Annotated in this window: 24 protein-coding genes; 11 read left to right on the top strand and 13 right to left on the bottom strand. The window is 69.5% G+C overall.

The window, feature by feature from the left end:
• The first annotated feature begins 37 nt into the window (after positions 1 to 37).
• Complete coding sequence (locus tag BM228_RS06280; RefSeq protein ID WP_092038208.1) at positions 38 to 508, top strand: tRNA (cytidine(34)-2'-O)-methyltransferase; 471 nt, start codon at positions 38 to 40, stop codon at positions 506 to 508.
• 36 nt (positions 509 to 544) lie between these two features.
• On the opposite strand, the gene BM228_RS06275 is transcribed toward BM228_RS06280, so the two are convergent.
• The gene (locus tag BM228_RS06275; RefSeq protein ID WP_092038206.1) at positions 545 to 793 is read right to left on the bottom strand and encodes a hypothetical protein; all 249 of its coding nucleotides are present in this window, start codon (positions 791 to 793) and stop codon (positions 545 to 547) included.
• A 153-nt stretch (positions 794 to 946) separates the two neighbouring features.
• Here BM228_RS06275 and BM228_RS06270 point away from each other — a divergent pair, with 153 nt between their 5' ends.
• The 4 genes from BM228_RS06270 (at position 947) to BM228_RS06255 (ending at position 2,280) form a co-directional block, all read left to right on the top strand.
• The gene (locus BM228_RS06270) at positions 947 to 1,174 is read left to right on the top strand and encodes a hypothetical protein (protein ID WP_092038341.1); all 228 of its coding nucleotides are present in this window, start codon (positions 947 to 949) and stop codon (positions 1,172 to 1,174) included.
• 6 nt (positions 1,175 to 1,180) lie between these two features.
• Positions 1,181 to 1,537, top strand: a complete 357-nt coding sequence (locus BM228_RS06265) for a hypothetical protein (RefSeq protein ID WP_092038204.1) — start codon at positions 1,181 to 1,183, stop codon at positions 1,535 to 1,537.
• Between the two features lie 111 nt (positions 1,538 to 1,648).
• Complete coding sequence (locus BM228_RS06260; RefSeq protein ID WP_092038202.1) at positions 1,649 to 1,930, top strand: BrnT family toxin; 282 nt, start codon at positions 1,649 to 1,651, stop codon at positions 1,928 to 1,930.
• Positions 1,912 to 2,280, top strand: coding sequence for a helix-turn-helix domain-containing protein (locus tag BM228_RS06255; RefSeq protein WP_244537038.1), 369 nt, complete (start codon positions 1,912 to 1,914; stop codon positions 2,278 to 2,280). The genes BM228_RS06260 and BM228_RS06255 overlap by 19 nt, the downstream gene beginning before the upstream one ends.
• A 42-nt stretch (positions 2,281 to 2,322) precedes the next feature.
• On the opposite strand, the gene BM228_RS06250 is transcribed toward BM228_RS06255, so the two are convergent.
• The 5 genes from BM228_RS06250 to BM228_RS06230 all read right to left on the bottom strand — a co-directional run bounded on the left by BM228_RS06250 (position 2,323) and on the right by BM228_RS06230 (position 8,451).
• Positions 2,323 to 2,748, bottom strand: a complete 426-nt coding sequence (locus tag BM228_RS06250; protein WP_092038198.1) for a GNAT family N-acetyltransferase — start codon at positions 2,746 to 2,748, stop codon at positions 2,323 to 2,325.
• A 153-nt stretch (positions 2,749 to 2,901) separates the two neighbouring features.
• On the bottom strand, positions 2,902 to 4,056 hold the full coding sequence (locus tag BM228_RS06245; protein ID WP_092038196.1) for a GNAT family N-acetyltransferase: 1,155 nt from the start codon (positions 4,054 to 4,056) through the stop codon (positions 2,902 to 2,904).
• Between the two features lie 10 nt (positions 4,057 to 4,066).
• Positions 4,067 to 5,482: a lipopolysaccharide biosynthesis protein gene (locus tag BM228_RS06240; RefSeq protein ID WP_092038194.1), complete on the bottom strand. Its 1,416-nt coding sequence runs from the start codon at positions 5,480 to 5,482 to the stop codon at positions 4,067 to 4,069.
• A 172-nt stretch (positions 5,483 to 5,654) separates the two neighbouring features.
• The gene (gene gpmI, locus BM228_RS06235) at positions 5,655 to 7,154 is read right to left on the bottom strand and encodes a 2,3-bisphosphoglycerate-independent phosphoglycerate mutase (protein ID WP_092038192.1); all 1,500 of its coding nucleotides are present in this window, start codon (positions 7,152 to 7,154) and stop codon (positions 5,655 to 5,657) included.
• 217 nt (positions 7,155 to 7,371) lie between these two features.
• Entirely contained in the window at positions 7,372 to 8,451 is a 1,080-nt protein-coding gene (locus BM228_RS06230) for a glycosyltransferase family 2 protein (RefSeq protein ID WP_092038190.1), read from the bottom strand.
• A gap of 434 nt (positions 8,452 to 8,885) precedes the next feature.
• Between BM228_RS06230 and BM228_RS06225 the strand changes: the two genes are divergently transcribed.
• From BM228_RS06225 to BM228_RS06210, 4 genes are read left to right on the top strand one after another with little or no spacing between them, the layout of a single operon-like run.
• Positions 8,886 to 9,704: an ABC transporter permease gene (locus BM228_RS06225; protein WP_244537037.1), complete on the top strand. Its 819-nt coding sequence runs from the start codon at positions 8,886 to 8,888 to the stop codon at positions 9,702 to 9,704.
• The gene (locus tag BM228_RS06220) at positions 9,704 to 10,930 is read left to right on the top strand and encodes an ABC transporter ATP-binding protein (protein WP_092038187.1); all 1,227 of its coding nucleotides are present in this window, start codon (positions 9,704 to 9,706) and stop codon (positions 10,928 to 10,930) included. Before BM228_RS06225 ends, BM228_RS06220 begins: the two co-directional genes overlap by 1 nt.
• A gap of 7 nt (positions 10,931 to 10,937) precedes the next feature.
• Entirely contained in the window at positions 10,938 to 12,860 is a 1,923-nt protein-coding gene (locus BM228_RS06215) for a glycosyltransferase (protein WP_167367674.1), read from the top strand.
• Positions 12,847 to 13,899 carry a glycosyltransferase family 2 protein gene (locus BM228_RS06210; protein WP_092038183.1) on the top strand — a complete coding sequence of 351 codons (1,053 nt, stop codon included), beginning with the start codon at positions 12,847 to 12,849 and terminating at the stop codon, positions 13,897 to 13,899. Before BM228_RS06215 ends, BM228_RS06210 begins: the two co-directional genes overlap by 14 nt.
• 149 nt (positions 13,900 to 14,048) lie before the next feature.
• Here the strand turns inward: BM228_RS06210 and BM228_RS06205 are convergent, their stop codons facing one another.
• The 7 genes from BM228_RS06205 to BM228_RS06175 all read right to left on the bottom strand — a co-directional run bounded on the left by BM228_RS06205 (position 14,049) and on the right by BM228_RS06175 (position 20,718).
• Positions 14,049 to 14,990, bottom strand: a complete 942-nt coding sequence (locus tag BM228_RS06205; protein ID WP_092038181.1) for a glycosyltransferase family 2 protein — start codon at positions 14,988 to 14,990, stop codon at positions 14,049 to 14,051.
• A 64-nt stretch (positions 14,991 to 15,054) separates the two neighbouring features.
• On the bottom strand, positions 15,055 to 15,897 hold the full coding sequence (locus BM228_RS06200; protein WP_092038180.1) for a polysaccharide deacetylase family protein: 843 nt from the start codon (positions 15,895 to 15,897) through the stop codon (positions 15,055 to 15,057).
• Entirely contained in the window at positions 15,894 to 17,030 is a 1,137-nt protein-coding gene (locus tag BM228_RS06195) for a DegT/DnrJ/EryC1/StrS family aminotransferase (RefSeq protein WP_092038178.1), read from the bottom strand. Before BM228_RS06195 ends, BM228_RS06200 begins: the two co-directional genes overlap by 4 nt.
• Entirely contained in the window at positions 17,027 to 18,058 is a 1,032-nt protein-coding gene (locus tag BM228_RS06190) for an SDR family NAD(P)-dependent oxidoreductase (RefSeq protein ID WP_092038177.1), read from the bottom strand. Before BM228_RS06190 ends, BM228_RS06195 begins: the two co-directional genes overlap by 4 nt.
• Positions 18,042 to 19,157 carry a DegT/DnrJ/EryC1/StrS family aminotransferase gene (locus tag BM228_RS06185; protein WP_092038175.1) on the bottom strand — a complete coding sequence of 372 codons (1,116 nt, stop codon included), beginning with the start codon at positions 19,155 to 19,157 and terminating at the stop codon, positions 18,042 to 18,044. Before BM228_RS06185 ends, BM228_RS06190 begins: the two co-directional genes overlap by 17 nt.
• The gene (locus BM228_RS06180; RefSeq protein WP_092038174.1) at positions 19,154 to 20,182 is read right to left on the bottom strand and encodes a Gfo/Idh/MocA family protein; all 1,029 of its coding nucleotides are present in this window, start codon (positions 20,180 to 20,182) and stop codon (positions 19,154 to 19,156) included. Before BM228_RS06180 ends, BM228_RS06185 begins: the two co-directional genes overlap by 4 nt.
• A 14-nt stretch (positions 20,183 to 20,196) precedes the next feature.
• Positions 20,197 to 20,718, bottom strand: a complete 522-nt coding sequence (locus tag BM228_RS06175; RefSeq protein ID WP_092038172.1) for an acyltransferase — start codon at positions 20,716 to 20,718, stop codon at positions 20,197 to 20,199.
• A 351-nt stretch (positions 20,719 to 21,069) separates the two neighbouring features.
• Between BM228_RS06175 and BM228_RS06170 the strand changes: the two genes are divergently transcribed.
• Both BM228_RS06170 and BM228_RS06165 read left to right on the top strand, forming a co-directional pair.
• Positions 21,070 to 22,329, top strand: a complete 1,260-nt coding sequence (locus BM228_RS06170; protein ID WP_244537036.1) for a polysaccharide biosynthesis/export family protein — start codon at positions 21,070 to 21,072, stop codon at positions 22,327 to 22,329.
• Positions 22,330 to 22,369: 40 nt separating this feature from the next.
• A complete protein-coding gene (locus BM228_RS06165) occupies positions 22,370 to 24,775 on the top strand; it encodes a GumC family protein (protein ID WP_092038171.1) in 2,406 nt (801 codons plus the stop codon).
• Positions 24,776 to 25,052 lie beyond the last annotated feature (277 nt).

Genomic DNA, 25,052 nt, shown 5'->3' with positions numbered 1-25,052 from the left:
TGACGGCGCGGCGCCGGCCCATCACAAGCCTCACCCCATGCTTCGCCTCGTCCTCTACCAACCCGACATCCCCCAGAACACCGGCACGATGCTGCGGATGGCCGCCTGCCTCGGGCTCGCGGTCGAGATCGTAGAGCCGGCGGGCTTCGACGTCTCGGATCGGCACCTGCGCCGCTCGGGCCTCGATTATCTCGACCATGTGGCGATCACCCGGCACCGCTCGTTCGCGGCCTTCGAGGCGTGGCGGGCCGAGGCCGGCCTGCGGCTCGTGCTCGCCACCACGGCGGGCGCCCTGCCCCACACGGAGTTCGCGTTCCGCCCCGACGATTGCGTGATGGTCGGGCGCGAATCGGCCGGCGTGCCCGATTCCGTCCACGCGGCGGCCGATGCCAGGGTGGTGGTGCCGATCCGGCCTGGCCTGCGCTCGCTCAACGTCGCGGTCGCGGCAGCCATGATTACCGGCGAAGCCCTGCGGCAGACCGGCGGGTTCGAACCGGATCGCGGCTAGCCGGCTGGATGGGGACAGGTTTGCACCGGCGCCCCCCTACTCCGCGGGCGCGCCTTGCAACGATGGGTCGCCTTTCGCCGCCAAGCTCGCCGGGGTGGCGCGACGGGCGGACGCCTGCGGCACGGCGTCCGCGGTGGCCTCAGCCTCCTCTTCCGCCAGCCGCCGGCGCTCCTCGGCGTAGCCCCCGGCAATCGCCATATCGACGAGGCGCCGGGTCAGCCGGAAGGCCAGCCAGAACAGGACGAGGCAGACGGCAGTCGCGGCGGCAGCCTTCAACGGGTCCACGGGACTCCTCGAACAATCTCCCCTATGTCGGGGGCGCCCCTCTTAGAGCCGCCCGCGCGCGCGTTGCAATTGGACTTGGCTCCGAGGTCGCCATCCAACCCGGGCTCAGCCCCCATCCGCGCCGAACCGGCGCTCCTGATCAGGCAGGTGCCGTTGCGCGAGACCTTCCATATCGAAGTCCTCGGCCCCGAGGCGGACGAGGTCCAGACGCGGATCTCGGTGCGCGTCGGCAGCCTGGAGACCGCCCAGGAGCGGGCCCTGCGCCTGTTCGCCCGCGCCCGGGTCCCCCAGCGCTCCGGCGAGCCGGCCCACGCCGTGCGGGTGATCGACGGCGCCGGCCGCGAGGTGTTCTTTCGCAGCCGCTTCGATGCGGGGGATTGAGCCCCAATGCGCGCCGCCCTAATCCTGCCCGGGCTCGTCCTGCTGACCTGCGGCCTGTTCCTGCGCAGCTATACCCTGGCGCCGGCCCCGGACCGGCGCGGCGGCACGACCCTCCAGCTGACTTGGCCGAACCGCCCGCTGTTCGGCAGCCCGCGGGCCGACTGCCTCGACACGCCCGCGGACGAGCCGGTCGTCCCCTGCCTGATCGCCTCGGTCGGCCGGGCGCGGAGCGAAGGCATTCCGGTGATCCAGATGCCGTTCTGCGCGACCTGCTATGCCCTGTCCGAACGGATCGCGCGCATCGGCCGTGACGAGGCGGCGACGCAGGCAAGGCTCACGCAGATCGCGCGCTTCGGCTGGTGAGGCGGGCCCTGTTCACCCTTGAAGTAGACACGACAGCGGGTGCGGTTTTAGCCTGGTCCGACCGCAGCGTGATCGCATTGCGGGCCCTGCGCCCAGGGCGTACATTTCGACATGGACTTCGACTGGTCGGACGCGAAGGAAGCGGAGGTCCGCGCCGAGCGCGGCCATGGCTTCCGCGTTCCGAGCCGAATCTTCGCAGGCCGAACTGTCGAGTGGGAGGATGACCGCGACGATTATGGCGAGATCCGCATGATTGCGGTCGGCCGCGTCGAACGCCGTTATTGGACCGTCGTCTACACGGACCGCGAGGACGCGACGGGACCTTATCGCTGGATCATCACCGCTTGGCCGTCCGAGAAATGGGAACAGCAACGATGGCGCGCAGGAGCCTAGAGGACATCATGGCCGGCGAGGCGGATCTCGATGTCGAGAAGCTCGCGGCCACCACCGACGAGGATATCCGCGGCTACAAGGCCCAGGACGGATTCGCCGATATGCCGTCCGGGCCGGCGCGTCCCGTCCTCGCGCCGGTCGAGGTGCGCGCGCGGCTGGGTCTGACGCAGGAGGCGTTCGCCCGCGCCCTGCAGATCCCGGTAGCAACTCTGCGGAACTGGGAGCAGAACAGGAAGTTGCCCGACCCCGCGGCCCGCTCGTTGCTGAACGCAGTGGCCCGGGAACCGGAGGCTGTTTTGCGCGCCCTCGGCTCGCCGGTCGCGGCATCTGCCAAAAGGCTGTCCCGGTAGCATCGCGGCAGCGAGGCGGAGCAGGCCGCCGGGATCGCACATTTACGCGGGCAAGATTTTCGTCATCCAGATATAGGAATGGCCCGGCGGCAAATCGTCCATCCGACCGATCTCGACATATCCAAATCTCTTATAGAATTCCGGCGCCTGAAACGTCATCGTACCGAGTCGGAACTTAATGCATCCGCGTTTGCGAGCTTCCTGTTCGGCCTCGGTCAATAGCCGGGTTCCGATGCCTTGGCCGCGATGTTCTTCCCTCACCCACAGCATCGCGATCGCGAACCAATCCCACTGGATAAAGCCTTGGAGCCCGCCCAGCACGGTTCCTTGATCGTCGCGACAGATGAACCACACCGGTTTCGTCGGATCGGGACCGTTGTGCAACGCATTGAACGCATTCAGCCCATCCTCGACGATCTTGGCCGCCGCGTCGGCTTCTGTGCTGATCGTGATGGTGCTTGCAGTCATTTAAGCGTCCAGGGCGAAAGACTCGAACAACGGCGCGTGAAGCGTTGCACTCATCGATAGGATCAGAAGGGTTTCGGGTCGAGATTTGCCGCTTCAGGCGAGCGAGAAGACAGCCCTACTTCCTCACACGATGCCCCGCGGCTGCGGACCGGCTCACGCAGATCGCGCGCTTCGGCTGGTGAGGCGGGCCCGCGCCACGCGCTCGCGGGCGCGCTCCAGGGTTCGGGCCAGCGGGAAGAGCGGGTCGCGCGTAGCCTCGACCAAGAGGTGAGCGATCGGGCGCCGCTCCGTCCAGAAGGTCGAGCCGAGGGCGAAATCCGGCGGGGCACAAGAGTCGATCCGGTCGATCCCTTCGCCGGCCAGCACCGCCTCGGTCAGGCGGTGGATGAGTTGCACCCCGGGGGCGGCCTCCGGGTCGGCCTCGTCGTGGGCGATCTTGAGCACCCAGGCCTCGGGGCCGGTGAGCGGCAGGATCGCGGAGGCCAGGATCCGGCCGTCCCGGCGCAACCGGGCGACGCGCACGCGGCCCTCGGCTCCGAGATCGGCCAGGACGGCGCGCAGGAATGCGACCTCGTCGGGCCGCTGCCCCAGGCCGGTGCCGGCCCGGCCCTTCCAGCCCGCCGTTTCCAGGGCGACGTGGTCGTCCAGGGCGCCGTCGAGGGCCGCGGGGGCGTCCAGGATCTCGAGCGCGACCGGACCTGCCGCCTCCAGGCGCTGGAGGGCGAGGCGCAGCTTGCGCCGCCGCTTGCCGGAAAGATGGTCGAGATAGGTCTTCCGCGCCGGCATCGACCGGCCGGTCACGTCGAGCAACCCGCGTTCATGCCGCCAGTAGGCCGCCTGTCGCACTCCGTGCGCGGCCAGCAGATCCGCGAATGTACCGTCCGCGGGCGCGTTCGGCAGGTACAATCGCGGCGGCAAGCCGAGCGCCCGCGGCGCGGCGAGCAGGGCGGCGAGTGCCGCCTCCGGGTCGGCGCCGTCGAGGAGCGGGGCGCCGAACGGGCCGTAGCCGTGGGTCCAGCCCATCAGCACCGGCAGCGGCAGGCCCCAGCGGCGCCAGGAGACCTGGAACGGCCAAACGGCGAGGAGCCGCGCGCCCGGCGCCTCGGGGGGACGGTCGGCGACGATCAAGAGGCGCACGCCCGCGCCGAAAGCCTTTTGGGCCGCGAGCGCGTAGCCCGCTTCGTAGAACGGATTGCGGATCTGGGCCTCCGCGCCGAGCGCCCGCCAGGCCGGAATCCAGGCGGCCTCCGGATCGAGGGGCCGAACCGCTGCCGTCAGGCCGTCGGGAAGGGTCGCGGTGTCCGGCATGGCGCGCCCGTTAGGCCGCCAGCCGGTGGCGGATCGCGCCGGCGAAGCCGAGCACGTCGTAGTGCCACGCGGTCGCCCCCGCCCCGGCGACCAGCAGGACCAGCCGCAGGACCTGACCGGGGGGCATCAGCCCTCCCGGCACCAGGCCGATCCCGGCGGTCACCGCGCCGCAGACCAGGGCGGCGCCGGCGATCCCGACCATGTCGGCGAGCGGCACCGGCATCGTGGTGCCGGCCCGGTAGGCGCCGAGCACCAGCACCAGGCAGGCCGCGGCCTGCCCGCCCGCGAAGGCGAGGGCCGCCCCGGAGGCACCGAGCCTGGGGATCAGCAGCAGAGAGAGCGCTGCCACCGCCGCGAGGGTGGCGAAGGCCGCCGCCGCCTCCAGCCGGCTGGAGCGGGTGAAGTAGATCACCTGCCCGAAATAATAGGCCCGGAACATCATCAGGATGCTGGCCAGGATCAGCACCGGGGCGAGCGCCCGCGCCTCCGCCCGGTAGTCCGGCCCCAGCAGCACCGCGACCACGAGGTCGTCGAAGCACAGGAAGAACACCGCCCCGAAGGCGGCGATCAGGGTCATGGCCCGGGCGGCGTCGCTCAGCACCCCGGAGGCGGCCGCGATGCCGCCCACCCGCGCCTCGCGCTTGGCGATGGAGATCAGCGACAGGGCGATCGCCTCGCCGAACACGATGAAGCTCTGCTTCAGGAAGTCGGCGAGCGCCCCGTAGGCGCCGAGCCCCGCGGGCCCTACCGTCTTGGCGATGATCAGCCGGTCGAGGCTCTGGGCGAGCGCCGCCGTTCCGAAGGACAGCACCAGCGGCCAGCCATAGGCGAACAGCCGCAGCGCCTCGGCCCGGCTGCCGCGACCGGGCATCATCGGGGCGATGGTGATCGCGGCCGGCAGCGCCGCCAGGGCGTTGGCGGTGGCCACCGCAAAAGCGAGGTGCAGGGGATCGGCCGACAGGTGCAGCGCCAGGCTGCCCAGACCGAGGATCAGCACGGCCCGGCTCATCACCGAGGCCGCCACGGCCCCGGCCTTGAGGCGGGTGCGGGCGATCTCGGTGGAGCCCTCGAACAGGGTCGTGCCGAAGGCGAGCGCCAGGATCGCCGCCGCCATAGGGCCCGAGACCAGCCCGAGCCCGGCGGCGAGTGCGCTGCCGAGGCCGGCGAGCAGCAGCGTGCCCCCCAGGATCCGCACCACGGTGCCGACCTGGGCCGGCTCGCGGGCCTCGTCGTAGAGGGCGAAGAACGCGAATTTCGGCCACTGGCAGGTGGCCCCGTAGAGCACCAGCGCCCAGGACAGGACGTAGAGGTACGTGCCGTAGCTCTCCACCGGCGCGAGCCGGGTGAACACCGCCACGGAGGCCATGTTCAGGGCGGCGGCGAAGCCGCGCGAGCCGACATAGATCAGGCTGTGCCGGGCAATCATGTCCTACGCATCATGCGCCATAACGGTCGCCGCTTCGGCGATAACCCTTATGCGGGCGCAAGCGTTAGGGCATCGTCTCTTTCCGAAAGCCGGGATCCACCTTTCGGGACGCTGTTTTGAGACGCCGTTGCTTCGATCCCGCACCCGGACGGGCGCTGGATCGTCGGTCCCCTCAGCGCCGGATCAATGACTGGCCGGTCATCTCGGCCGGTTGGTCGAGGCCCATCAGGTCGAGGAGGGTCGGCGCGACATCGGCCAGCCGGCCATCGGCGAGCGTCACGCCGTCGACGCCCACCAGCGTCACCGGCACCGGGTTGAGGGTGTGGGCGGTATGCGGCTCGCCGGTCTCCGGGTCGCGCATCATCTCGCAATTGCCGTGGTCGGCGGTGACGAGAAGCGCGCCACCGCTCGCCGTGATCGCGTCGACCACCCGGCCGAGGCAGGTATCCACCGTCTCCACCGCCTTCACGGCGGCGGCGAGGCTGCCGGTATGGCCGACCATGTCGGGGTTGGCGAAGTTGAGGAGGATCATGTCGTAGCGGCCGGAGCCGATCGCCTCCACGGCCCGGTCGGTGAGTTCCGCGGCCGACATCTCCGGCTGCAGGTCGTAGGTCGCCACCTTCGGGGACGGCACCAGGATCGCGTCCTGGCCCTCGAACGGCGCCTCGCGGCCGCCGTTCATGAAATAGGTGACGTGGGGGTATTTCTCGGTCTCGGCCATGCGCAGCTGGGTGCGGCCGGCCCGGGAGACGGTCTCGCCGAGGCCGTTCGGCAGGTCGAGGGGGCCGAACAGGGTGTCGGCGAAGGCGTCGATCTCGACGCTGTACTGGACGATCCCGAGGGCGGCGGCGAACCGGACCGTCCGGGCACGCGCGAAACCCGTGAAGGCCGGGTCGAGCAGCGCTTCGAGGATCTGCCGGGTCCGGTCGGCGCGGAAGTTGAAGCTCAGCACGCCGTCGCCGTCGTTCATGCCGGCATAGTCGCCGATGATGGCCGGCCGCAGGAACTCGTCCGACAGGTCGACCACATAGGAGGCGGCGATCGCCTCCATGGCGCTTGGGAACGCGGCGCCGCGCGCGGCCGTCATCGCGTCGTAGGCGATCGAGACCCGCTCCCAGCGCCGGTCGCGGTCCATCGCGTAGTAGCGGCCGCACAGAGTGGCGATGCGGGCGCCCTCGGGGAGCGCGGCCTCGACAGTCTCCAAGCAGCCGGCGGCGGAGCGCGGCGGCATGTCCCGCCCGTCCGTGAAGGCATGGAGGCGGACCGGCACGCCGGCCTCGACCAGCACCCGCGCCAGCGCCACCGCGTGGTCCTGGTGGGCGTGGACGCCCCCGGGCGACAGCAGGCCGACGAGGTGGCAGGTGCCGCCGCTCGCCCGCAGCCGGTCGATGAACCGGACCAACTCCGGGTTGGTGGCGAGCGAGCCGTCCGCGACCGCGGCGTCGATCCGCGGCAGGTCCTGCATGACCACCCGGCCGGCACCGATATTCAGATGCCCGACCTCGGAATTACCCATCTGCCCCTCGGGCAGGCCGACATCGGCGCCGTAGGTCATCAGGCGCGCCCGGGGACGCTCGCGCATCAGGGCGTCGAAGACGGGGGTGCGCGCCTGGAGCACGGCGTTGTCGGCGACCGTATCCCGGAGTCCCCAGCCATCGAGGATCACGAGCATCACGGGGCGCGGGGTCCTGTCGGGCACGGTCACAACACTCCAAAGCCGTCACGGCACGATGCGGGGTCCGGGACTCACGGGGCCCGGAAACGTTGCGCGTGTCGATAATCGGCTTGACCGTGCGAGACTACAGCCCTGGATAGGAATCCGCGACGGATGCGGAACGGCGTCCGACTTCTGACACCGGATTCGCGGGGTCCGCGTACGAAAAACCCCGTCAATTGACACTCGCCGGGTCCGATCCGGGCGGGACGCCGAGCAGGGGCGGCTTCCGGCGCAGGGCGGTCCGCAGCAGGGTCCGGCGATAACCCCGGTGCGACAGGAAGCCGACCGCCCAGGACAGGTGCATCGCGATCGCCGCCGGACCGCTCATGACCAGCATCGGCTCCCGCGCCTTCAGCGCCAGGGCGAGGCCGCTCAGGCCGCAGCCGCCCGCGTAGACCGCCAGCAGGACCAGCATCATCGGCGCGACCGCGGCGAGCGCCAGGGCGACGACGCCGTAGAGCAGGACCAGGGGCGGCAGCATCTGGCGCAGCCGCGGCAGGCTGGCATGCTTCTCCAGGGTCCGAGCGCAGCCGCGGCCGTACTGGAAGTATTGCCGCGTCAGGCTGAACAGGGTCGCTCGGGGGAAGTAGGTCACGGCGAGATCGGCCGCGAGATAGATCCGGCCGCCGGCCGCGCAGAACCGGCGGTCGAGCTCGGCATCCTCGTTGTGGGAAAAGCTCTCGTCGTAGCCGCCGACCCGCAGGAACTCGCGCCGGTCGAAGATGGCGTGGTGGCCGTGGGTGACGTAGCCCGAGATCCCGCCCAGGCGGTGCGCCGACCCGCCATTGCCGAGCCGGCTGTTCTGGGCGGCCGCGATGGCCCGCTGCAGCGGCGTCACCCCGACGGTCCGCAGGGGCACCACCACCGAGACCGCCTCCCGCAGGCGGATCGTCTGCATCAGGTCCCGCACCCAGTTCTCGGGATAGGCGGCGTGGCAATCGGCGCGCACCAGATAGGTGGAGCCCGGATGCGCGAGCCGCGCCGCGAGGTTGAGACCCGAGGCCTGGATGCGGCGGGCGTTGTGGATCAGCTGGATCCGCGGATCCTCGGCGCTCAGCGCCCGGACGATGGCGCAGGTCGCATCGCTGCTGCCGCCGTCCATCACCAGCAATTCACAGGCGAGCGTGTCCGGGGCGGGCATCACCGAGCGGATCGCCTCGGCGATGTGGTGGGCCTCGTTCAAGGCCGGCATGGCGATCGTCACGAGCGGGATGCCCGCGCCGTCCGAGTCATCGACCGAAGCGTCCTTCATGGCGGCTCTCCTGAGACCCGGACCCGGTCTTTCGCCGGACCCGTGGCGGCCCCGTTCCGGAGGAAGCGCAGCGCCTCGGTGAGACCGGCTCGTCCGCCCGACATGCCTGTCCGGGCCGACGGAGCCGGTCTCGACAAAGACGACGTCCCGCGACCGGGGTCTCTTCTATCCTCATAGGCAATCAATACCGTGGTTAACGACAACCACCTCTTCAGTCGGGAGGCTCGGTACGACGAAAGATGTAATTCGTGCCGGCTGACCGCAGTGATAGCCCAGCTCAGTGGGATCGCCGATCCGGCCACCAAGCGCCGCGAGCGGATCCCGCAAGCACCGATCGTCGTGCGGGATCGCCTCGAATGATGGACTCTTTGGACGCGCTTGCGCTCGATGCGCCGAAACACGGCCTTGCCGGGCCGAGATCAGAACCGACCGCGATGCCGGTCACCGAGATTGTTCCGGATCACAAGCTCGTCGCCTTCGATGCCGCGAGCGTCTGGCAGTATCGCGGGTTGCTGTGGGTCCTGATCCTGCGCGACCTGAAGGTGCTCTATCGCCAGACCGCGCTGGGCGCCTGCTGGGCCATCGCCCAGCCGCTGTTCACGGTGGCGATCTTCACCGTCATCTTCGGCCATTTCGCCAAGATCCCTACCGACGGAGCGCCCTACGCGCTGTTTGCCGGCAGCGCCATCATCCTGTGGACCTACTTCGCCGAGTCGGTGCGCCGGAGCGCCACCGGCCTCGTCACCGAGGCGGAACTCATCCGCAAGATCTACTTCCCGCGCCTGGTGATCCCGCTCGCCACCGTGGTGTCGCCGATGGTCGATTTCGCCATCGCCCTGGTGGTGATGCTGGTACTGATGCTCGGGTACGGGGTGGTGCCGAGCTGGCACATCGTCTTCGCGATCCCGACGCTCGCCGTCACCGCGATGCTGGCGCTCGGGGTCAGCCTCTGGCTCGGGCCGGTCAACGTCCGCTTCCGGGACGTCAAGCACACCCTGCCGTTCCTCATCCAGATCTGGATGTACGCCTCGCCGATCGTCTACGCGGCGAGCATCGTCCCCGACTCGGTGCGCTGGGTCTACGCGCTCAACCCCATGGTCGGGCTGATCGAGGCGTTCCGGTTCTCGATCCTCGGCGGAACCGCCCCCGACCTGTTCGCGCTCGCCGTCTCGGTCACGGTCGCATCCGTGCTGCTGGTCACCGGACTGATCTTCTTTCAGCGCATGGAGCGCTCTTTCGCGGATGTAATCTGATGTCGATGGCGATCAGCGTACAAGATATCGGCAAGCAATACTGGCGCGCCTCGCGGGCCACGCACGAGAACTCCCTGCGCGAGGCGCTCATCGAGGGCGCCCGGGGCCTGCTGACGCGGAAGTCCGAGGCGCGCCCGTCCAAGGAGGGTTTCTGGGCGCTCAAGGATGTCAGCTTCGGCATCAAGCACGGCGAGAATGTCGGCATCATCGGGATGAACGGGGCGGGCAAGAGCACCCTGCTCAAGCTGATCTCGCGGATCGCCGCCCCGACCACCGGCAGCATCCGGCTGGTCGGCCGGGTCGGCGCCCTGCTCGAAGTCGGCACCGGTTTCCACCGGGAGCTCACCGGGCGCGAGAACATCTTCCTCTACGGCTCGATCCTGGGCATGCACCGCCACGAGATCGCGGAGAAGTTCGAGGCGATCGTCGAGTTCTCGGAGATCGGCGACTTCATCGACATGCCGGTGAAGCGCTATTCCAGCGGCATGTATGTCCGGCTGGCCTTCTCGGTCGCCGCCCATCTCGAGCCCGACATCCTGCTCCTCGACGAGGTTTTGGCGGTCGGCGACTACACCTTCCAGAAAAAGTGCATCGACTTCGCCCGGCGCCTCCAGACCAAGGGCTCGACCATCCTGCTCGTCTCGCACAACATGTTCAGCGTGAAGACCATGTGCGAGCGGGTCATCTACATCAAGAACGGCCGCGTCGCCTTCGACGGCCCCACCGACGAGGGGCTGCGCCACTACGAGCAGGACAGTTACCTGGCGCCCCCGAATTGGTTCCGGCCAGAGACGGGCTCGCCCTTGGAGATCCAGGGCATCGAGATCCTCGACGAATCCGGAGCGCCGCGCACCCTGTTCAGATCGGGCGAGCGGATGCGCGTGCGTCTCGCCTACACGACCTCGGGGGCGGTGCCGCGGACGCATCTGCGCGTCTCCGTCACCCGCGCCGATGATCTGCTGTGCTGCAACTACAGCAGCCTCATCGACGGCGTCAGCCTGTCCGCCTTCGGGCCAGACGGCACCGTGGAGGTGATGACCGGGCCGCTGGCCCTGACCGCGGCCTCCTACACCGTCTCGGTGAACGTCGTGGGCAAGGATGCCGGGCGTCCCCTGGCGGCCCGCCTAGGCCCGCGCTTCCATGTGGCGGATCCCGACCTCGACCCCGATGTGTTCGGGGTTTTCCACGAGGCTGGGACCTGGCACCACGCACCCGGCGGAGCCTGAGGCTGTCATGCCGGCCGACCCCGCCCGCATCGATGTGGCTCTCGGGTTCGACGGGACCTACGCGCCGCACGCCGCCGCCGTCGTGGCCTCGGCGGTTCGCGGCGCCCCGGGAGCGCGCTTTCGGTTCATAGTCTTGAACGCCGGCTTGGAAGCGAGCCTTCAAGCCCGCTTCCAGGCCTTAGCGCCGTCGGCCGAGTTCGTCTGGGTGCCTGTTGGAACGGACGATGTCCCAAGCTTTCAGGACCGCGGACACTTCAGTCGAGCGACCCTGTTCAGACTGGCGCTTGAGTCGCTCGCACCAAAGGATTGCAGTCGCGTAATCTATCTCGACACTGACATCGTGGTTCTCGGCGACCTTCGAGATCTGTGGAATCTTGATCTCAAAGATGATGTTCTCGGCGCGGTTCACGACGAAAATGAGGATCCGACTGATTTCACAAGCCGCTGGCAGCTACCGACAGGCGGCTACTTCAATGCTGGCGTGCTGCTGATCGACCTCGAAAGGGTGCGGGCGGAATCTCTGTTCAATATCGCGATCACCTTCTACGCCCAGAATGCTGAGGTACTCCCCTGGAACGATCAGGATGCCCTCAACTGGATCTGCGCCGGTCGCTGGCATGCCCTGGACACGGCTTGGAATGTCCAGCGCTGCACGGCCATTTCGGTTGGGGCCGGACAGCCCGCTCTGAACGGGCAGCGACCACGGATCGTGCACTTCACAGGAAGTCAAAAGCCCTGGCTGGCCGGGACTTATCACCCTTGGTCCTGGCTATACTGGCGAGCGCTGAGCGGCACATCATTCTTCGAGCAGGCACGGCACGCCGGCAATGTCGGGCGCGGGGAACACCTGCGCCTGCGTTTTCGCCTGTTGCGGCGGACACCGGGCACGCTCCGGCAATCGAATCTACTCGCGGCGGACGGCCGGCTCGATGTCTCGCTCGTGATCGCGACCCGGAACCGGGCTCGGCAGTTGGCGGCATGCCTGGATGCAATCGGCCGGCTCACATTCGATGGGACGTTCGAGGTGATCGTCGTCGACAACGGCTCGACCGACGACACCGCGGCAGTCGTAGCGTCCGCGGCCGCGCGTGGGAAAACGATCGAGAGCAATGCCAATCCGGCCTTCGAGCGTGGGGCGAATCTCGAGCTTGAGGACGTAGCGCACCCCCGCTCGGTCGAGCCTGGCTGCCAGGGTCCTGTGTCGGTGCGACGGATCTATCACGCCCGACCTGGCCTAGGGGGGGCGCGGAATGCCGGCCTCGCGACCGCACAGGGGCGGATCATCGCGTTCACAGATGACGATTGCTACGTCGCGTCTGACTTTCTCACTGAGGCATCGCGGGGCTTCGCGGATCCGCGCATTGGCTGCATCAGCGGTCGGGTCGAGCTGTTTGATCCGACTGATGCGCCCGTTACCATCAACCGCTCGCGCACACCGCGACGTTATTTGGCGACGGCCGGAGCTTATCTTCATTGCGACGGGATCATCGGCGGCAATCTTGCGTTTCGTCGGGCCACGTTGCGTGCCATCGGAGGCTTCGATGCGACGATGGGGGCCGGCACGCCGTTTGCTGCTGAAGATGTCGACGCAGCTGCTAGGGCAGTGGGTGCGGGCTGGGATGGAGCATACCATCCATCGATGGTCGTGTTTCATCATCACGGGCGCAAAGTCTCTGACATCCCGAAGCTCTACAAGAGCTACGACATCGGCCGCGGCGCCTACACGGTGAAGTACCTGCTGCGCGGCGAACTCCTCGCCTTCGCCAAGGGCGTGGCGGCGGTACGCTGGCGGATCGGCCCCCCGTGGCGCTGGCGCCGATCGAGCTTCACGACGCCCGCCTGGGAACTCTACGGCGCCGTCCACTACGTCCTCGCACATCTCGCATCTTTCGCGCGCCGGAGATTTGGAGCAGGCCATGCCTTCGATTGATGTCGTGGTGCCGTGCTACAAGTATGCGCACTATCTTGAAGGCTGTGTCCAGAGCATCCTGTCGCAGCGCGACGTCACCGTCCGCGTGCTGATCGTCGACGATGCCTCGCCGGACGACACGCCCGCGGTGGCGCGGCGCCTCGCCGCCGCGGATCCGCGCGTGACGTACCTGCGCAACGCCGAGAATCTCGGCCTCATCGCCACCGCCAATCGCGGCGTGATGGACTGGGCCCGGGCCGACTACGTGGTGCTGATCTCGGCCGACGACCTCTTGGCGCCGGGATCCCTGGCCCGCGCCACGCAGCTCATGGACAACGATCCGAGCATCGCCATGGCGTACGGGATGGCGCTGATGCTAGCCGATGGCCGCACGGCGCCGACCTCGACCGACCCGCGCGAGGCCGATTGCCAGGTCATCTCCGGTCGGGCCTTCCTGCACCGGATCTGCACCGCGGGAAACGGGGTGCCGACACCGTGCGCCGTGATGCGCACCAGCGTCCAGCATCGGATCGGCGGCTACGATCCGGCCTTCCGGCATACGTCCGACTTGGACACCTGGATGCGCGCGGCATCGGTCGGCTCGATCGGCATCATCAATGCCGTTCAGGGTCTCTACCGGTGGCACGCCTCCAACATGAGCGCCGCCTACCAGTTGCGTCCGATCGGCGACCGGCGCGAGATCCTTGAAACCTGCGAGGCATTCGAGCACCGGTTCGGCGACCGCGCCCCGGAATTCTCGACGTGGCTGGCGGAGATGCGCGGCCGCTTCGCTCGGGAAGCCTTGTGGATTGCCAGCGCCGCGCTCGACGTTCCCGGCGACGGGACGTGGCGCGACTGTCTGGCCTTCGCGCAAGCCCACGACGCCGGATACTGGCGGTCGCCGACATGGTGGCGGATCACCCTGAAGCGCCTCCTCGGGGCTCGCAGGACGGCGTCCCTGAAAGCCCTGCGGAATCCGGCGGGCGGGGAGGCGCGGCCCTGGTACGCGCATGGCGCGCGGATCGGCTGGTGGCCTGAGGCGGGCGAGATCGGGACTTGATCGAAGGCTGGTCGCCCCGATCCGGCGCGGTCGGTCGGACGACGCGCGGGAACGCATGATCGGCCGACGGAACGTCCCGAGGGAAGCCGAGGGCCCCGCATTCGGGGTCCGTCGAATCTCGAATTCTCGAACGGCTGCCCAGCGGCGCCTCAGCCGCGCAGGGCGCTCGCTAGAACGGCGCGGCGCAGGCCGGTCCGGCGGACGAGGTGGTAGAGGGCGCGCATCGGGAAGACCAGGAAGGCGCCCCGAACGGCCTGGAGCACGTCGTCGCGCTTGCCGTCGGCGGCGGCCTCCTCGGCGGTCACCACGAAGTACCAGTAGAAGTGCTGAAGCGTGCCCGCGTAGGCCTTCAGAAACGCCCGGGGGGAGCTCCAGACCCGCCATTCCGGGAGGCTGTGGCGCAGGAAGATCTTTCGGTCATACCGCTGGCGCTTGATCTGCAGGGCCGTGAAGGTCCCGAAGGCGCGGCCTCGCAGCATGACGCCCAGCACCGGTGTGAACGCGAAGGTCCGCCGCCGGGCGAACCGCATTTGCCAATCGTGATCGGAGCCGAAGAGCAGCGACTCGTCGAGATCGCCGATCGCCGCGTAGGCGTGTCGGCGGACGACCAGGGTTCCGACCTGCGGGAAGTAGCCGCTCAGCATGGATCGGATCAGGTCGTCGCCGTCCCCGGGATGGGGGTCGGGCCAGGGCGCACCCGGGTTGTCCAGGTTGTGATCCGCCAACACGGCCTGCCCGGTCACGGCCTCGAGATCGGGTCGCTCCGCCAGGAGAGCGAGTTGCGGCCGGATGTTGCCAGGGAGCCAGACGTCGTCGTCGTCGAGAAACGCGATCAGGTCGGCAGTCGCCGCGTGGAGCGCCGCGTTGCGCGCGCCGGGGCAGCCCCGTCGCGTCGTCGCCACGTAGACCGCGCCGTAAGCCGCCACGACCTCCCGGGCTTCGCCGCATGTTCCGTTGTCGCCGACCACGATCTCGAAGGTGAGGTCGTCGGCCTCCAGCCTGCGGATGCTGGCCAACGCCTCGGCGAGCAGCCCGGGCCTGTTGCAGGTCGGGACGATGACGGAGACGCGGGTCGGGCCCGGAGCGGTCATAGCGGGGCTCCTGTGTGCGCCGCCCCGGGCGTAGCGGCAACTCGGTACGAGGACTTGGCGCGGGTCATACCCACTCCTCCCAGGCGTCGAAATGCCCGCGCAGGAGCGCCTGGAAGATCAGGTCATGGTCGAACGCGGTGACGAAAGTGCGCGGGACGGTTCCGGCGGGCCGGGTCTCCTCGGCCTGCGCGTAGAGGGTCCGGTAGCCCGCCGCCCGGGCGGCCTTCTGGGCGAAGGACGTCCAGTTCATCGATTGTCCGAGCGGTATGGCGAAGCTCGTCGGGGTGAAGCCCAGACGGCGCTCGATCATGGCTCGCGACGCCACCAGCTCCTCGATCGTCTCGGCCTCGCCCAGGCGCCCGAAATCCGGGTGCGTGACGGAGTGGCTGCCGATTTCGACCCCGTCCGCGGCAAGCTCCGCGATCTCGCGCCATGTCAGGAGCGAGGCGCTGCGATCGGACCCGATGGTCTCGCACCAGCCCGAAACCACGAACAGCGACCACGGCACGCCGTGCGCCTTCAGGATGGGGGCGGCGGCCGTAAGCACGGACCGGTGGCCGTCGTCGAAAGTGATCGCGAGCTCGTTCGCCGTGCCCCCCGTCTCGGCGATCCGGGACGCCGGAACGAAGCGGTAGCCGAGGTCGAGCGCCAGCGCGATCTGACGCGCGAAGCGGGCCGGCTTCACGTCGTTCACCCCGAGCGCCCGCTGGCCGACGGAGTGGTAGCAGAGCACCCGACCGCCGGCGCGCAGGCGCGGCCGTCCGCCGACCGCCAGCGCGTGCCGCTCACAGGCCATCCGGGCGGCCGCGACGCGCCCGCGCGTCAGCCCGACCGCCCGCGCCATCTGCTTGGCGCGGTACAGGACCGTCGGCGCCTGCGCCTCAGGTGCGGCGACGGCTTCGATCATCGCAGCGCTGCCCGCAGGGCCGCCACCACGACGTCCTGCATCGCGTCGTCCATGCCGGCATAGAGCGGCAGGAGGATCGCGTGGTCGCGCGCGCGCTCCGATTCCGGCAGGGCGAAGCGCCGGGGCGCCTCGGCGTAGGGCGGCTCCAGGTGGGCGCACATGATGCCCCGTCGGGTGGCGATGCCCTGGTCCAGCATCGCCTGCATCACGGCACCCTGGTCGGCCGCCTCCGGCAGGCGCACGCAGAAGCTCTGCCAGTTGCTGCGCGAGCCGATCGGCTCGGGGGGCGGCGTCACCTCCGGAAGATCGGCGAGCCGCGCCCGATAACCGTCCGCGAGGGCGCGCCGCCGGGCGATGAGGCCGGGCAGCCGGGTCAGCTGCGCGCGGCCGATGGCGGCCTGCACGTCGGTCATCCGGTAATTGTAGCCGGCGACCGTGTATTCCTCGGCGACCACCTTGGCGCTGCCGTGGCGCGCCACATCGGACACGCTCATCCCGTGCTGGCGCCACAGCCTGAACTTGCGGTCCCAGTCGGGATTGGCCGTGGTGATCATGCCGCCGTCGCCGGTGGTCAGGACTTTTCGCGGGTGGAACGAGAAGCACGCCACGTCCCCGGCCGGGCCGCCGATCGGCCGCCAGACATCGTCCTGGAGGCGCTCGGAGCCGATCGCGCAGGCCGCGTCCTCGATCACCGGGATGCCGGAGCGGCGCCCGATCGCCACGATGGCTTCGAGATCGCAAGGCATGCCCATCTGGTGGACGCAGACGATCGCCTTCGTCCGCTCGGTGAGTGCCGCGGCGGCGGCCTCCGGGGCCATGTTGAAGGTCGCCGGGTCGATGTCGACGAAGATCGGCGTCGCCCCGCACTGGGCGATGGCGTTGGCGGTGGCGATGAAGCTGTGGCTCACCGTCACCACCTCGTCGCCGGGTCCGACCCCGGCGGCGAGCAGCGCAAGATGCAGCGCCGTGGTGCAGTTCGAGACCGCGCAGGCATGGGGGGCGCCGACGATCGCGGCGAACTCCGCCTCGAAGGCCGCGACCTGCGGCCCCTGGGTCAGCCAGCCGGAGCGGACCACGGCGGCGGCGGCCTCCGCCTCCGGCTCGCCGACATCGGGTTTCGCGATCGGGATCATGCCAGCGCCCGCCTCAGGTGATCCGAACCGGCCTCGTCGCTCCACCAGGCCACCAGGTCGGCGAGGCCCTCGGCCGCCCCGATCTCGGCCTCGAAGCCGATCAGCTCCCGGGCGAGGCTGGTGTCGCACAGGCGCCGGGGCACCGGGTTCACGGCGCGCTCGGCCTCGTGGATGAGCGGCGTGCCGTCCCGGCCCATGATCCGGGTGAGATGGCCGGCGAGATCGACGAGCGAGGTCTCCACGCCGGTGCCGACATTGAGCACCACGTCGGTGGCCGGCGCGGTCGCCGACAGGATGTTGGCCCGGGCGATGTCGCGGACATGGACGAGGTCCATGGTCTGCAGGCCGTCGCCGAACACGATCGGGGACTGGCCCTCGGCCAGGCGCTGCATCCAGCGCACCATCACCTCGGTGTAGCGGCCGGTCAGGTCCATGCGCGGCCCGTAGGCGTTGAAGTAGCGCAGGGCGACGTAGTCCAGCCCGTACATGTCGTTGAACGAGCGCAGCAGGCCCTCGCCGAAGGATTTCGCGGCCCCGTAGAGGGTGCGGTTGTCGTAGGGGTGATTCTTCTCCGTGGTCGGGAAGCTCTCGGCCATGCCGTAGACCGAGGCTGAAGAGGCCATCACCACCTTGGCGACGCCGGCCTCGACGCAGCGCTCGAGCAGGTCGAAGGTCGCGGTCGCCATCACCTCGAAGGCCTGGCGCGGCTCGGCGGCGCATTGCGTGATCCGCAGGGCCGCCTGGTGGAACACCACGTCGGTGCCCTTGACCAGGCTGTCCATCAGGGCCCGGTCGCGGATATCGCCCTGCACCAGCCGGACACGGCCCGAGCCAAGGGCGTCCTTCAGGTTCTCGGGGCGCCCGCGCACCATGTTGTCGATGGCCACGATCTCGTCGCAGCCGGCCTCGACCAGCAGGTCGATGATGTGGGAGCCGATGAAGCCGGATCCGCCGGTGACGAGGATCCGGGTTCCGCGCAGGTCGCCGCCGAAGCGGCTTCCCTTGGTAACCTCACGCAGCTTGGGCATCGGCGACCTCGCAATAGCTCGAGACGGCCCGGCAGACGCTGTCGATCTGGCTGGTCGTCAGTTCCGGGAACATCGGCAGGGACAGGGTCCGGGCGGCCAGCCGCTCGGTGACCGGCAGGCCGCCGGTCCCGTCGTCGAGATGGCGGTAGGCGGGCTGCCTATGGACCGGGACGGGGTAGTGGATGCCGGTGGCGACACCGGCCTCGGTCAGGTGCTGGCGCAGGCCCTCGCGGTCGGGGGTGCTGACCGCGTAGACGTGGAAAGCATGGTCGCGTCCGGCCGGGCCCGGCAGGTCGAGGCCGAGGCCCGCGAGCCGTTGGCCGTACTCGGCGGCCACCGCCTGCCGGGCCCGGGTCCAGCCCTCCAGGTAGGGGAGCTTGGTGCCCAGCACCGCCCCCTGGACCCCGTCCATGCGCAGGTTGAAACCGTGCCGGACGTGGTTGTACTTGCCGGCCTGGCCCCAGTCGCGCAGGCAGCGCGCCGCCTCGGCGAGGTCGTCCCGGTCGGTGACGATGGCACCGCCCTCGCCGTAGGCGCCGAGATTCTTGCCGGGATAGAAGCTGAAGCAGCCGATATCCCCGATCGTGCCGGCCTTCCTGCCGCCGCGCTCGGCGAGATGCGCCTGGGCGGCGTCCTCGATCAGGGCGAGCCCGTGGCGCCGGGCGATGGCGCCGAGCGCGTCGAGATCCGCCATCCGCCCGTGCAGGTGCACCGGCAGGATCGCCTTGGTGCGGGGCGTGATCGCCGCCTCGACCAGGGCGGGATCCATGGTCCAGTTCACCGGGTCGATGTCGACCAGGACCGGCGTCGCACCGGCGTAGATCACGGCCGCCACCGTCGCCACGAAGGTCGCCGAGACCGTGATCACCTCATCGCCCGGCCCGATATCCAGAGCCAGTAGCGCGAGATGGAGCGCGGCGGTTCCGCTGCTGACGGCCACGGCGTGCTTGGCGCCGCAGGCCTTGGCGAAGGCCGCCTCGAAGGCGGTGACCGCCGGTCCGAGGACGAAGTCGCCGCTGCGCAGGACGTTGATGACGGCGGTTTCGACGTCGCCGCCGATGGCGGCGTATTGCGCCTTGAGGTCGAGAAACGGGATCACGAGGCCCTCGCAAGCGGTAGGAGATCGATGGGGGTGCCGTTCTGGCGCAGGGAGCGCATCGCGGCTTCGAGCATCTCGACCACGCGCAAGCCGCTGTGGCCGTCGGTCATGGGCGCCTTGCCGGTGGCGATGCAGTCGACGAAGTGCTCGATCTCGACGACGAGCGCCTCGCGGAAGGAGAGGTGCGGCGACCACATGTCCCCGGTCCGGTACGAGACCATCAGCTCGGTGATGTCCCCGGAGCCGTCGCCGACGGTGACACCGCGATCGTAGACCTTGACCTTCTCGATCGGGTCCAAGTCGTTGTAGACGATCATCTTCTTGCTGCCGCCGATCAGCGTCTGCCGGACCTTCACGGGCGCCAGCCAGTTGACGTTGATCTGTGCGACGACGCCGCGCGGGTAGAACACGGTCATGTGGGCCATGTTCTCGGGGCGGCCGCTGAAATGGCCGGTGCCGCTCGCCGAGATCGCCACGGGCGCGACGTCCAGGATGTGGTCGAGGATGGCGAGGTCGTGGACCGCGAGATCCCAGATCACGTTCACGTCGCGCTGGAACAGGCCGAGATTCACCCGAGTCGAGTCGTAGTAGAACACGTCGCCGAGCGAGCCGTCCGTGACCAGCTCATGGATCTTCTCGACCGCCCCCGTGTAGACGAAGGTGTGATCGACCATGAGGGTCAGGTTGCGCTTGGCCGCCTCCGCGATCAGCAGCCGGGCCTCGGTGGCCGAGGACGTGATCGGCTTCTCGATGAAGACGTGCTTGCCGGCTCGGAGCGCGTTGATGGCGATCTCGAAATGCGAGCTCACCGGGGTCGCCACCATGACGGCGTCGATCTGCGGATCCGCGATGAGGTCGCGCCAATCCTGGTGAAGCTCGGCGGCTGGGTAGCGCTTGCCCGCCCGGGCCAGGGCCGCTGGCGACTGGTCCGCGATGGCGGCGAGCCGGCAATGCTCGGTCTCCGACGTGCAGCGGGCGAGATTGGGCCCCCAATAGCCGTAGCCGACGATTCCGATGGCGATCATGTGCGTGGTTTCCCTCAAGCGATCTGCAGAGGCTTGGCCGCCGACGGCCGGCGGGATCGCGCGCGCTTCTGGCGCGTGTCGCCGATGACCCGAGCGGGGCATCCGGCCACGATGGCGTAGGGGGGGACGTCGCGGGTCACGACCGCGCCGGCGCCGACCAGGGCGCCCTCCCCGATGGTGATGCCCGCCACGATGGTGGCGTTGGAGCCGATCGAGGCGCGGTCGCCGACCACCGTCTCGACGAGCTCCCAGTCGCCGTCGCGCTTGAGGCTGCCGTCCGGGTTGGTCGCCTCGGGGTAGCGCTCGTTGGTGAAGACCACGCCGTGGCCGACGAACACTTCCGCGCCGATGAAGACGCCTTCGCAGATGAAGGTGTGGGAAGAGATCTTGCAGCGGGGGCCGATGGTGCTGCCCCGCTGGATCTCGACGAACGGGCCGATGCGCGATCCGGTCTTTATTTCACATCCGTAAATATTAACGAGATCCGGGTAGAAGATACCCACATCCCGCTCAATATCCGCATCGGTAATCGGCATCCCCGCAGCTCCTTCTGCCGAACTTCTGTGCGGCAAAACTGCGCGGTGGCGTGGACGATCGGGAACCCAGGCTTTCGATATTGTTGATCCCCCGAAAGGCGAACCGCCCTCGCCCGGGGTGGCCCGGGGCCGGAAGCGCTACCTCGAAAGGCGCAGAGCGGGGTGCCGAACGGTGCCGCCGGCCTCCTTTTGGACGAGTCCCGGCGAACTGTGCCGCTGCGCATCATGCCGGCTGAGCTGCGCCCGAGCATGAAGGGACGACGCGTGAAGACTTGGTCCCGTTCGGTAAACCCCGAACTCTTCGCCGGAATGGCCCCCCGGGGCGGTGCTTCGCTGCGAAGAGTCTTCGCAGTGAGTATCGCGGCGCTGCTCGGGCTCGCCGCCCAGCCGGCTTTCGCCGAATACCGGATCGCGGCCGGCGACACCGTCGAGGTGACGGCGCTCAGCATTCCCGGATTCAAGCAGGAGGCGACAGTCGGGGTCGACGGCACCGTCATGGTGCCGCTGCTCGGCGACGTGCCGGCGGCCGGGCTGACCGTCGCGGAGCTGCGCAAGAATCTCCAGACGGCGCTGCCGGCCAAGGCGGTGCGGCAGCGCAACTCGGAAGGGCGCGAATCGATCGCCGTGATCGAGCCCGACGAGATCGGCGTCCGGATCTCCAAGTACCAGCCGGTCTACCTGAGCGGCGACGTGACCAAGCAGGGCGAGCACCCGTTCCACCCGGGCATGACCGTCCGGCAGGCGGTGGCTCTGGCCGGCGGCTACAACCTCCTGCGGTTCCGGATGGAGAATCCGGTGATCGAGAGCGCCAACCTGCGCGCCGAATACGATGCGGTCTGGGCGAGCATCGCCCGGGAGAGCGCCAATGTCTGGCGGCTGAAGGCGATCATCGCGGGGGCGCGTCCCGACAAGGCGGCCCAGGCATCGCCGGCCGGCACGGAGGCGCCCCTGAACGTGCCGCCGTCCCGGGCCACCGTCGCGCAGAAGCTCGCCGAGCAGCAGCTGCGCGTGCAGATGTCCGACATCGGCAAGGAGAAGGACCATCTGCAGCGCGCCCTCGTCCGCGCCCAGGGCCAGCTGGTCAGCCTGACCGAGCAGCAGGCCAAGGAGAAGGAGGGCGTCACCGCCGATGCCGACGAGTACGACGCGGTGCGGGCCCTGTTCCAGCGCGGCGCCGTGGTGACGACCCGCCTGACCGACGCACGCCGGGCGGTGCTGCTGTCCTCGACCCGGGCGCTCCAGACCACCGTCCAGGTGTCCCAGCTGGAGCGCGACAAGGGCGAATTGACCCGCAGGCTCGAACGGGTCGACGACCAGCAGGCCCTGGAGGCCATGGAGAAGCTGCAGGTCTCGGAAGACAACCTGACCGCGCTGCGCTCCCGCCTGAACAGCGTCAACGACAAGCTGGTCTACACCGGCGCCCTGCGGACCCAGCTCCTGTCCGGCAACCGCGTGAAGGCGTCGATCGCCGTCTTCCGGCCCAACAAGACCAAACCGAGCATGATCGACGTCGCCGAGGACACCGAGCTTCAGCCGGGCGACGTCGTGGAAGTCGTGCTCAAGCCCGATCCCGCCCTGCGGGGGATCGGCGACGGCACCGGCCAGAACTGACGCCGCCAGACGCGTGCCGCCATCGCGTGAGGGAAGAGCCATGAACAGACACTCGACCGGCGCGTCCTTCCTGCGCGCGGATCCCGTCGCCGGCCCGGCGCGCGCGTGGCGGGACGGGGCACGGGCGCCCGATCCCGAGGATCAGGTCGCGATCCTGACGATCGTGCGGCGGAACTGGCGCTCGATCCTGGCGCTCGGCGGCGTCGGGTTCGTCCTGGCGATCATCTACGTCGCCACTGCCCCGTCGATCTACACCGCCAAGGCCCGGGTCTATATCGAGAGCCGGTCGAGCCCGGTCACCGCCCGCGACACGCCGGGCGCGGCGACGCCTCTGGAGATCCCCGAGGTCGAGAGCCAGGTCGAGTATATCCGCTCGGAGAAGATCGCCCTGGCGGCCGTGCGCCGGCTCGGCCTGTCGCCGACCCAGGATCTGGCGGTGCCGTCGCATCCGCTGGTGGCCAAGGTCCGCGAGGCCGTGGGCGCGGTGAAGCTGTTCGTCGGCCACCTCATCGGCCTCTCGCCCTCCCACAAGACGAATGGCGCGGAGAGCCTGGAGGAGCGGCAGGCCGGGACCGTCCGCGAGAACCTGGAAGCCGCTCGCATCGGCGCGGCCTACGTCATCGAGGTCGGCTACAGCCTCGACAATCCCACGACCGCCGCCGCCGTGGCGAACGCGGTGGCGGACGCCTACGTCGCCACGCAGCTGGAGAACCGGTCGCAGATCTGGAAGGTCGCGGGCGAATGGATCCTGCCGCGGCTGAGGGAGATGCAGCAGCGCGCCAGCCAGGCCTCCCGGGAGGCCCAGACCTACAAGGCCGAGCACGCGATCATCGATCTCGGCAAGCGCGGCCTGGTGGGCGAGCAGCAGCTCGAGGAGCTCAACACCGCGGTGGCGACCGCCCGGTCCAAGACCGTGGATGCCCGCGCCACCCGCGACCAGATCCACATGCTGCTCGCCTCCGACATCGCCGACCCGGGCATCACCGAAGCCTTCAAGGACACGGTGATCATCCAGCTGCGCAAGCAGTATGTCGACCTGGTGCAGCGCGCCGACGACCTGAAGCGCCGGCTCGGCCCCGACCACGCCGCGGTCACGACGATCCAGAAGGATGTGCTCGCCGCCAAGCAATCCCTGCGCGCCGAGCTGGAGCGCCTCGCCGCCTCCCTGGACCGCGACTATGAGGTCGCCAAGTCCCGCGAGGACAGCATGACCTCGGCCTTCGACGCCCTGATCTCCAAGACGCTGGTGACCAGCGAAGCGCGGGTGAAGGCCAAGGAGCTCGACCGCGCGGCCGAGACCTACGACCAGATCTACACGAACCTGCTCAGCCGCTACATCGACGCGGTCAACCAGCAATCCTACCCGCAGCCCTCCGCCCACGTGATCACCTCGGCGAGTGTCCCGGAGCGCCCGAGCGCGCCCCGCGGCAGCCTGATCGTGCTGCTCGGTGTGCTGGTCGGGGCCGGGCTCGGGGTCAGCGGCGCCTTCGCGCGGCACTGGTTCGACCGGACCATCCGGGCGCCCGGGCAGCTCACCGGCCAGGGCCTGCCGTGCCTGGCCGCCCTGCCCGAGCTACGGCGTGAGCCGGGCTACCGGGCCGCCCTGGCGCTGGCCCAGAACCATGCCAGCGAGGCCCTGCGGCCGGCGAGCGTCGAGGCGTTCAAGGCGAGCGTCGTGCGGTTCATGCCGCAATCGGTCTTCGTCGAGCGCCTGCACAGTCTGAAGACGCATCTGCTCGGCAACGACCGCCGCGGCCCGGTCTTCGCCATCGGGGTGACCTCGGTGGGGGGCAGCACCGGCAAGACCACCTTCGCGAGCAACTTCGCCCAGCTCCTGGCGCGGTCCCGCTCGGCTTCGAGCCGGATCCTGCTGATCGACGCCGACGTGCGGCAGGCGACCCTGTCGCAGCTCAACCAGGCCGCCGACCAGCACGGGCTGCTCGACGTGCTCGCCGGCCGCTGCGGCACCGAGGAGGCGGTCCGCCACCAGCTCGGGGATGTCCGCCTGCTCACCTGCGGCAGCCTCCTCCCGGGAGACCCGCATTTCAGCGACCTGATGACCCCGGAGGCCATCGCCGGCCTCGTGCAGGACGAGCGCACCCATCTCGACCGCATCGTCGTCGATCTGCCCGCGGTGGACGAGCTCCCGACCCTGCGGCCGCTCCTCGACATGCTGGACGGGATGATCCTCGTGGCCGAGGCCGGCAAGACGAACATCGACGACGTGGTGGCCGCCGTCCACGACCTCGAATCCGCCGGCTGCACCGTCCTGGGCGTCGTGCTCAACAAGACCAACGCCACCCCGGCGGTCCGGCGCGGCACGATCGTAGACGCCCTGGTCCAGCGGACCGCGTCCCTCAAGCCCGCGGCAACCCCGACCCGGCTTGCCCGCTCCTGGCGCCGCCGGCCGGCCGCCGACGTGACGGATTCGGGAGCCTCCGCGTGACGGGGTTTTGCCGGTCGGATCGCCCAGGCGGACGGAAGAACCCGGCCGCCCCCACTCACGCCCCTCATCCTGAGGTGCTGCGCAGCAGCCTCGAAGGAGGGCTCCAGAACTCGCCGCGGTCCCTGGAGGGCTCCTTCGAGGGCTCCGCTGCGCTCCGCCACCTCAGGATGAGGGAGTTTGGTGGGAGACGCGTCGGCGGCTGCGGAGCGCGACAGGCCCCCTCTCCCGTGCGGGAGAGGGGATCCGAGCCGCGTGCTGGAGCGCAAGCCCGTCCCTC

The sequence above is a fragment of the Methylobacterium pseudosasicola genome (genome assembly GCF_900114535.1).
Lineage (GTDB): Bacteria > Pseudomonadota > Alphaproteobacteria > Rhizobiales > Beijerinckiaceae > Methylobacterium > Methylobacterium pseudosasicola.
The sequence above is the reverse complement of the archived record's forward strand: the minus strand, read 5'-3'. Positions and strand labels throughout refer to the sequence as shown.

Bases quoted from the DNA above. Each gene is read 5' to 3' on its own strand.
- BM228_RS06280 (WP_092038208.1), top strand. From the start codon at position 38: ATGCTTCGCCTCGTCCTCTACCAACCCGACATCCCCCAGAACACCGGC.
- BM228_RS06265 (WP_092038204.1), top strand. From the start codon at position 1,181: ATGCGCGCCGCCCTAATCCTGCCCGGGCTCGTCCTGCTGACCTGCGGC.
- BM228_RS06260 (WP_092038202.1), top strand. From the start codon at position 1,649: ATGGACTTCGACTGGTCGGACGCGAAGGAAGCGGAGGTCCGCGCCGAG.
- BM228_RS06255 (WP_244537038.1), top strand. From the start codon at position 1,912: ATGGCGCGCAGGAGCCTAGAGGACATCATGGCCGGCGAGGCGGATCTC.
- BM228_RS06250 (WP_092038198.1), bottom strand. From the start codon at position 2,748: ATGACTGCAAGCACCATCACGATCAGCACAGAAGCCGACGCGGCGGCC.
- BM228_RS06245 (WP_092038196.1), bottom strand. From the start codon at position 4,056: ATGCCGGACACCGCGACCCTTCCCGACGGCCTGACGGCAGCGGTTCGG.
- BM228_RS06240 (WP_092038194.1), bottom strand. From the start codon at position 5,482: ATGATTGCCCGGCACAGCCTGATCTATGTCGGCTCGCGCGGCTTCGCC.
- gpmI (WP_092038192.1), bottom strand. From the start codon at position 7,154: ATGCTCGTGATCCTCGATGGCTGGGGACTCCGGGATACGGTCGCCGAC.
- BM228_RS06230 (WP_092038190.1), bottom strand. From the start codon at position 8,451: ATGAAGGACGCTTCGGTCGATGACTCGGACGGCGCGGGCATCCCGCTC.
- BM228_RS06225 (WP_244537037.1), top strand. From the start codon at position 8,886: ATGCCGGTCACCGAGATTGTTCCGGATCACAAGCTCGTCGCCTTCGAT.
- BM228_RS06220 (WP_092038187.1), top strand. From the start codon at position 9,704: ATGTCGATGGCGATCAGCGTACAAGATATCGGCAAGCAATACTGGCGC.
- BM228_RS06215 (WP_167367674.1), top strand. From the start codon at position 10,938: ATGCCGGCCGACCCCGCCCGCATCGATGTGGCTCTCGGGTTCGACGGG.
- BM228_RS06210 (WP_092038183.1), top strand. From the start codon at position 12,847: ATGCCTTCGATTGATGTCGTGGTGCCGTGCTACAAGTATGCGCACTAT.
- BM228_RS06205 (WP_092038181.1), bottom strand. From the start codon at position 14,990: ATGACCGCTCCGGGCCCGACCCGCGTCTCCGTCATCGTCCCGACCTGC.
- BM228_RS06200 (WP_092038180.1), bottom strand. From the start codon at position 15,897: ATGATCGAAGCCGTCGCCGCACCTGAGGCGCAGGCGCCGACGGTCCTG.
- BM228_RS06195 (WP_092038178.1), bottom strand. From the start codon at position 17,030: ATGATCCCGATCGCGAAACCCGATGTCGGCGAGCCGGAGGCGGAGGCC.
- BM228_RS06190 (WP_092038177.1), bottom strand. From the start codon at position 18,058: ATGCCCAAGCTGCGTGAGGTTACCAAGGGAAGCCGCTTCGGCGGCGAC.
- BM228_RS06180 (WP_092038174.1), bottom strand. From the start codon at position 20,182: ATGATCGCCATCGGAATCGTCGGCTACGGCTATTGGGGGCCCAATCTC.
- BM228_RS06175 (WP_092038172.1), bottom strand. From the start codon at position 20,718: ATGCCGATTACCGATGCGGATATTGAGCGGGATGTGGGTATCTTCTAC.
- BM228_RS06165 (WP_092038171.1), top strand. From the start codon at position 22,370: ATGAACAGACACTCGACCGGCGCGTCCTTCCTGCGCGCGGATCCCGTC.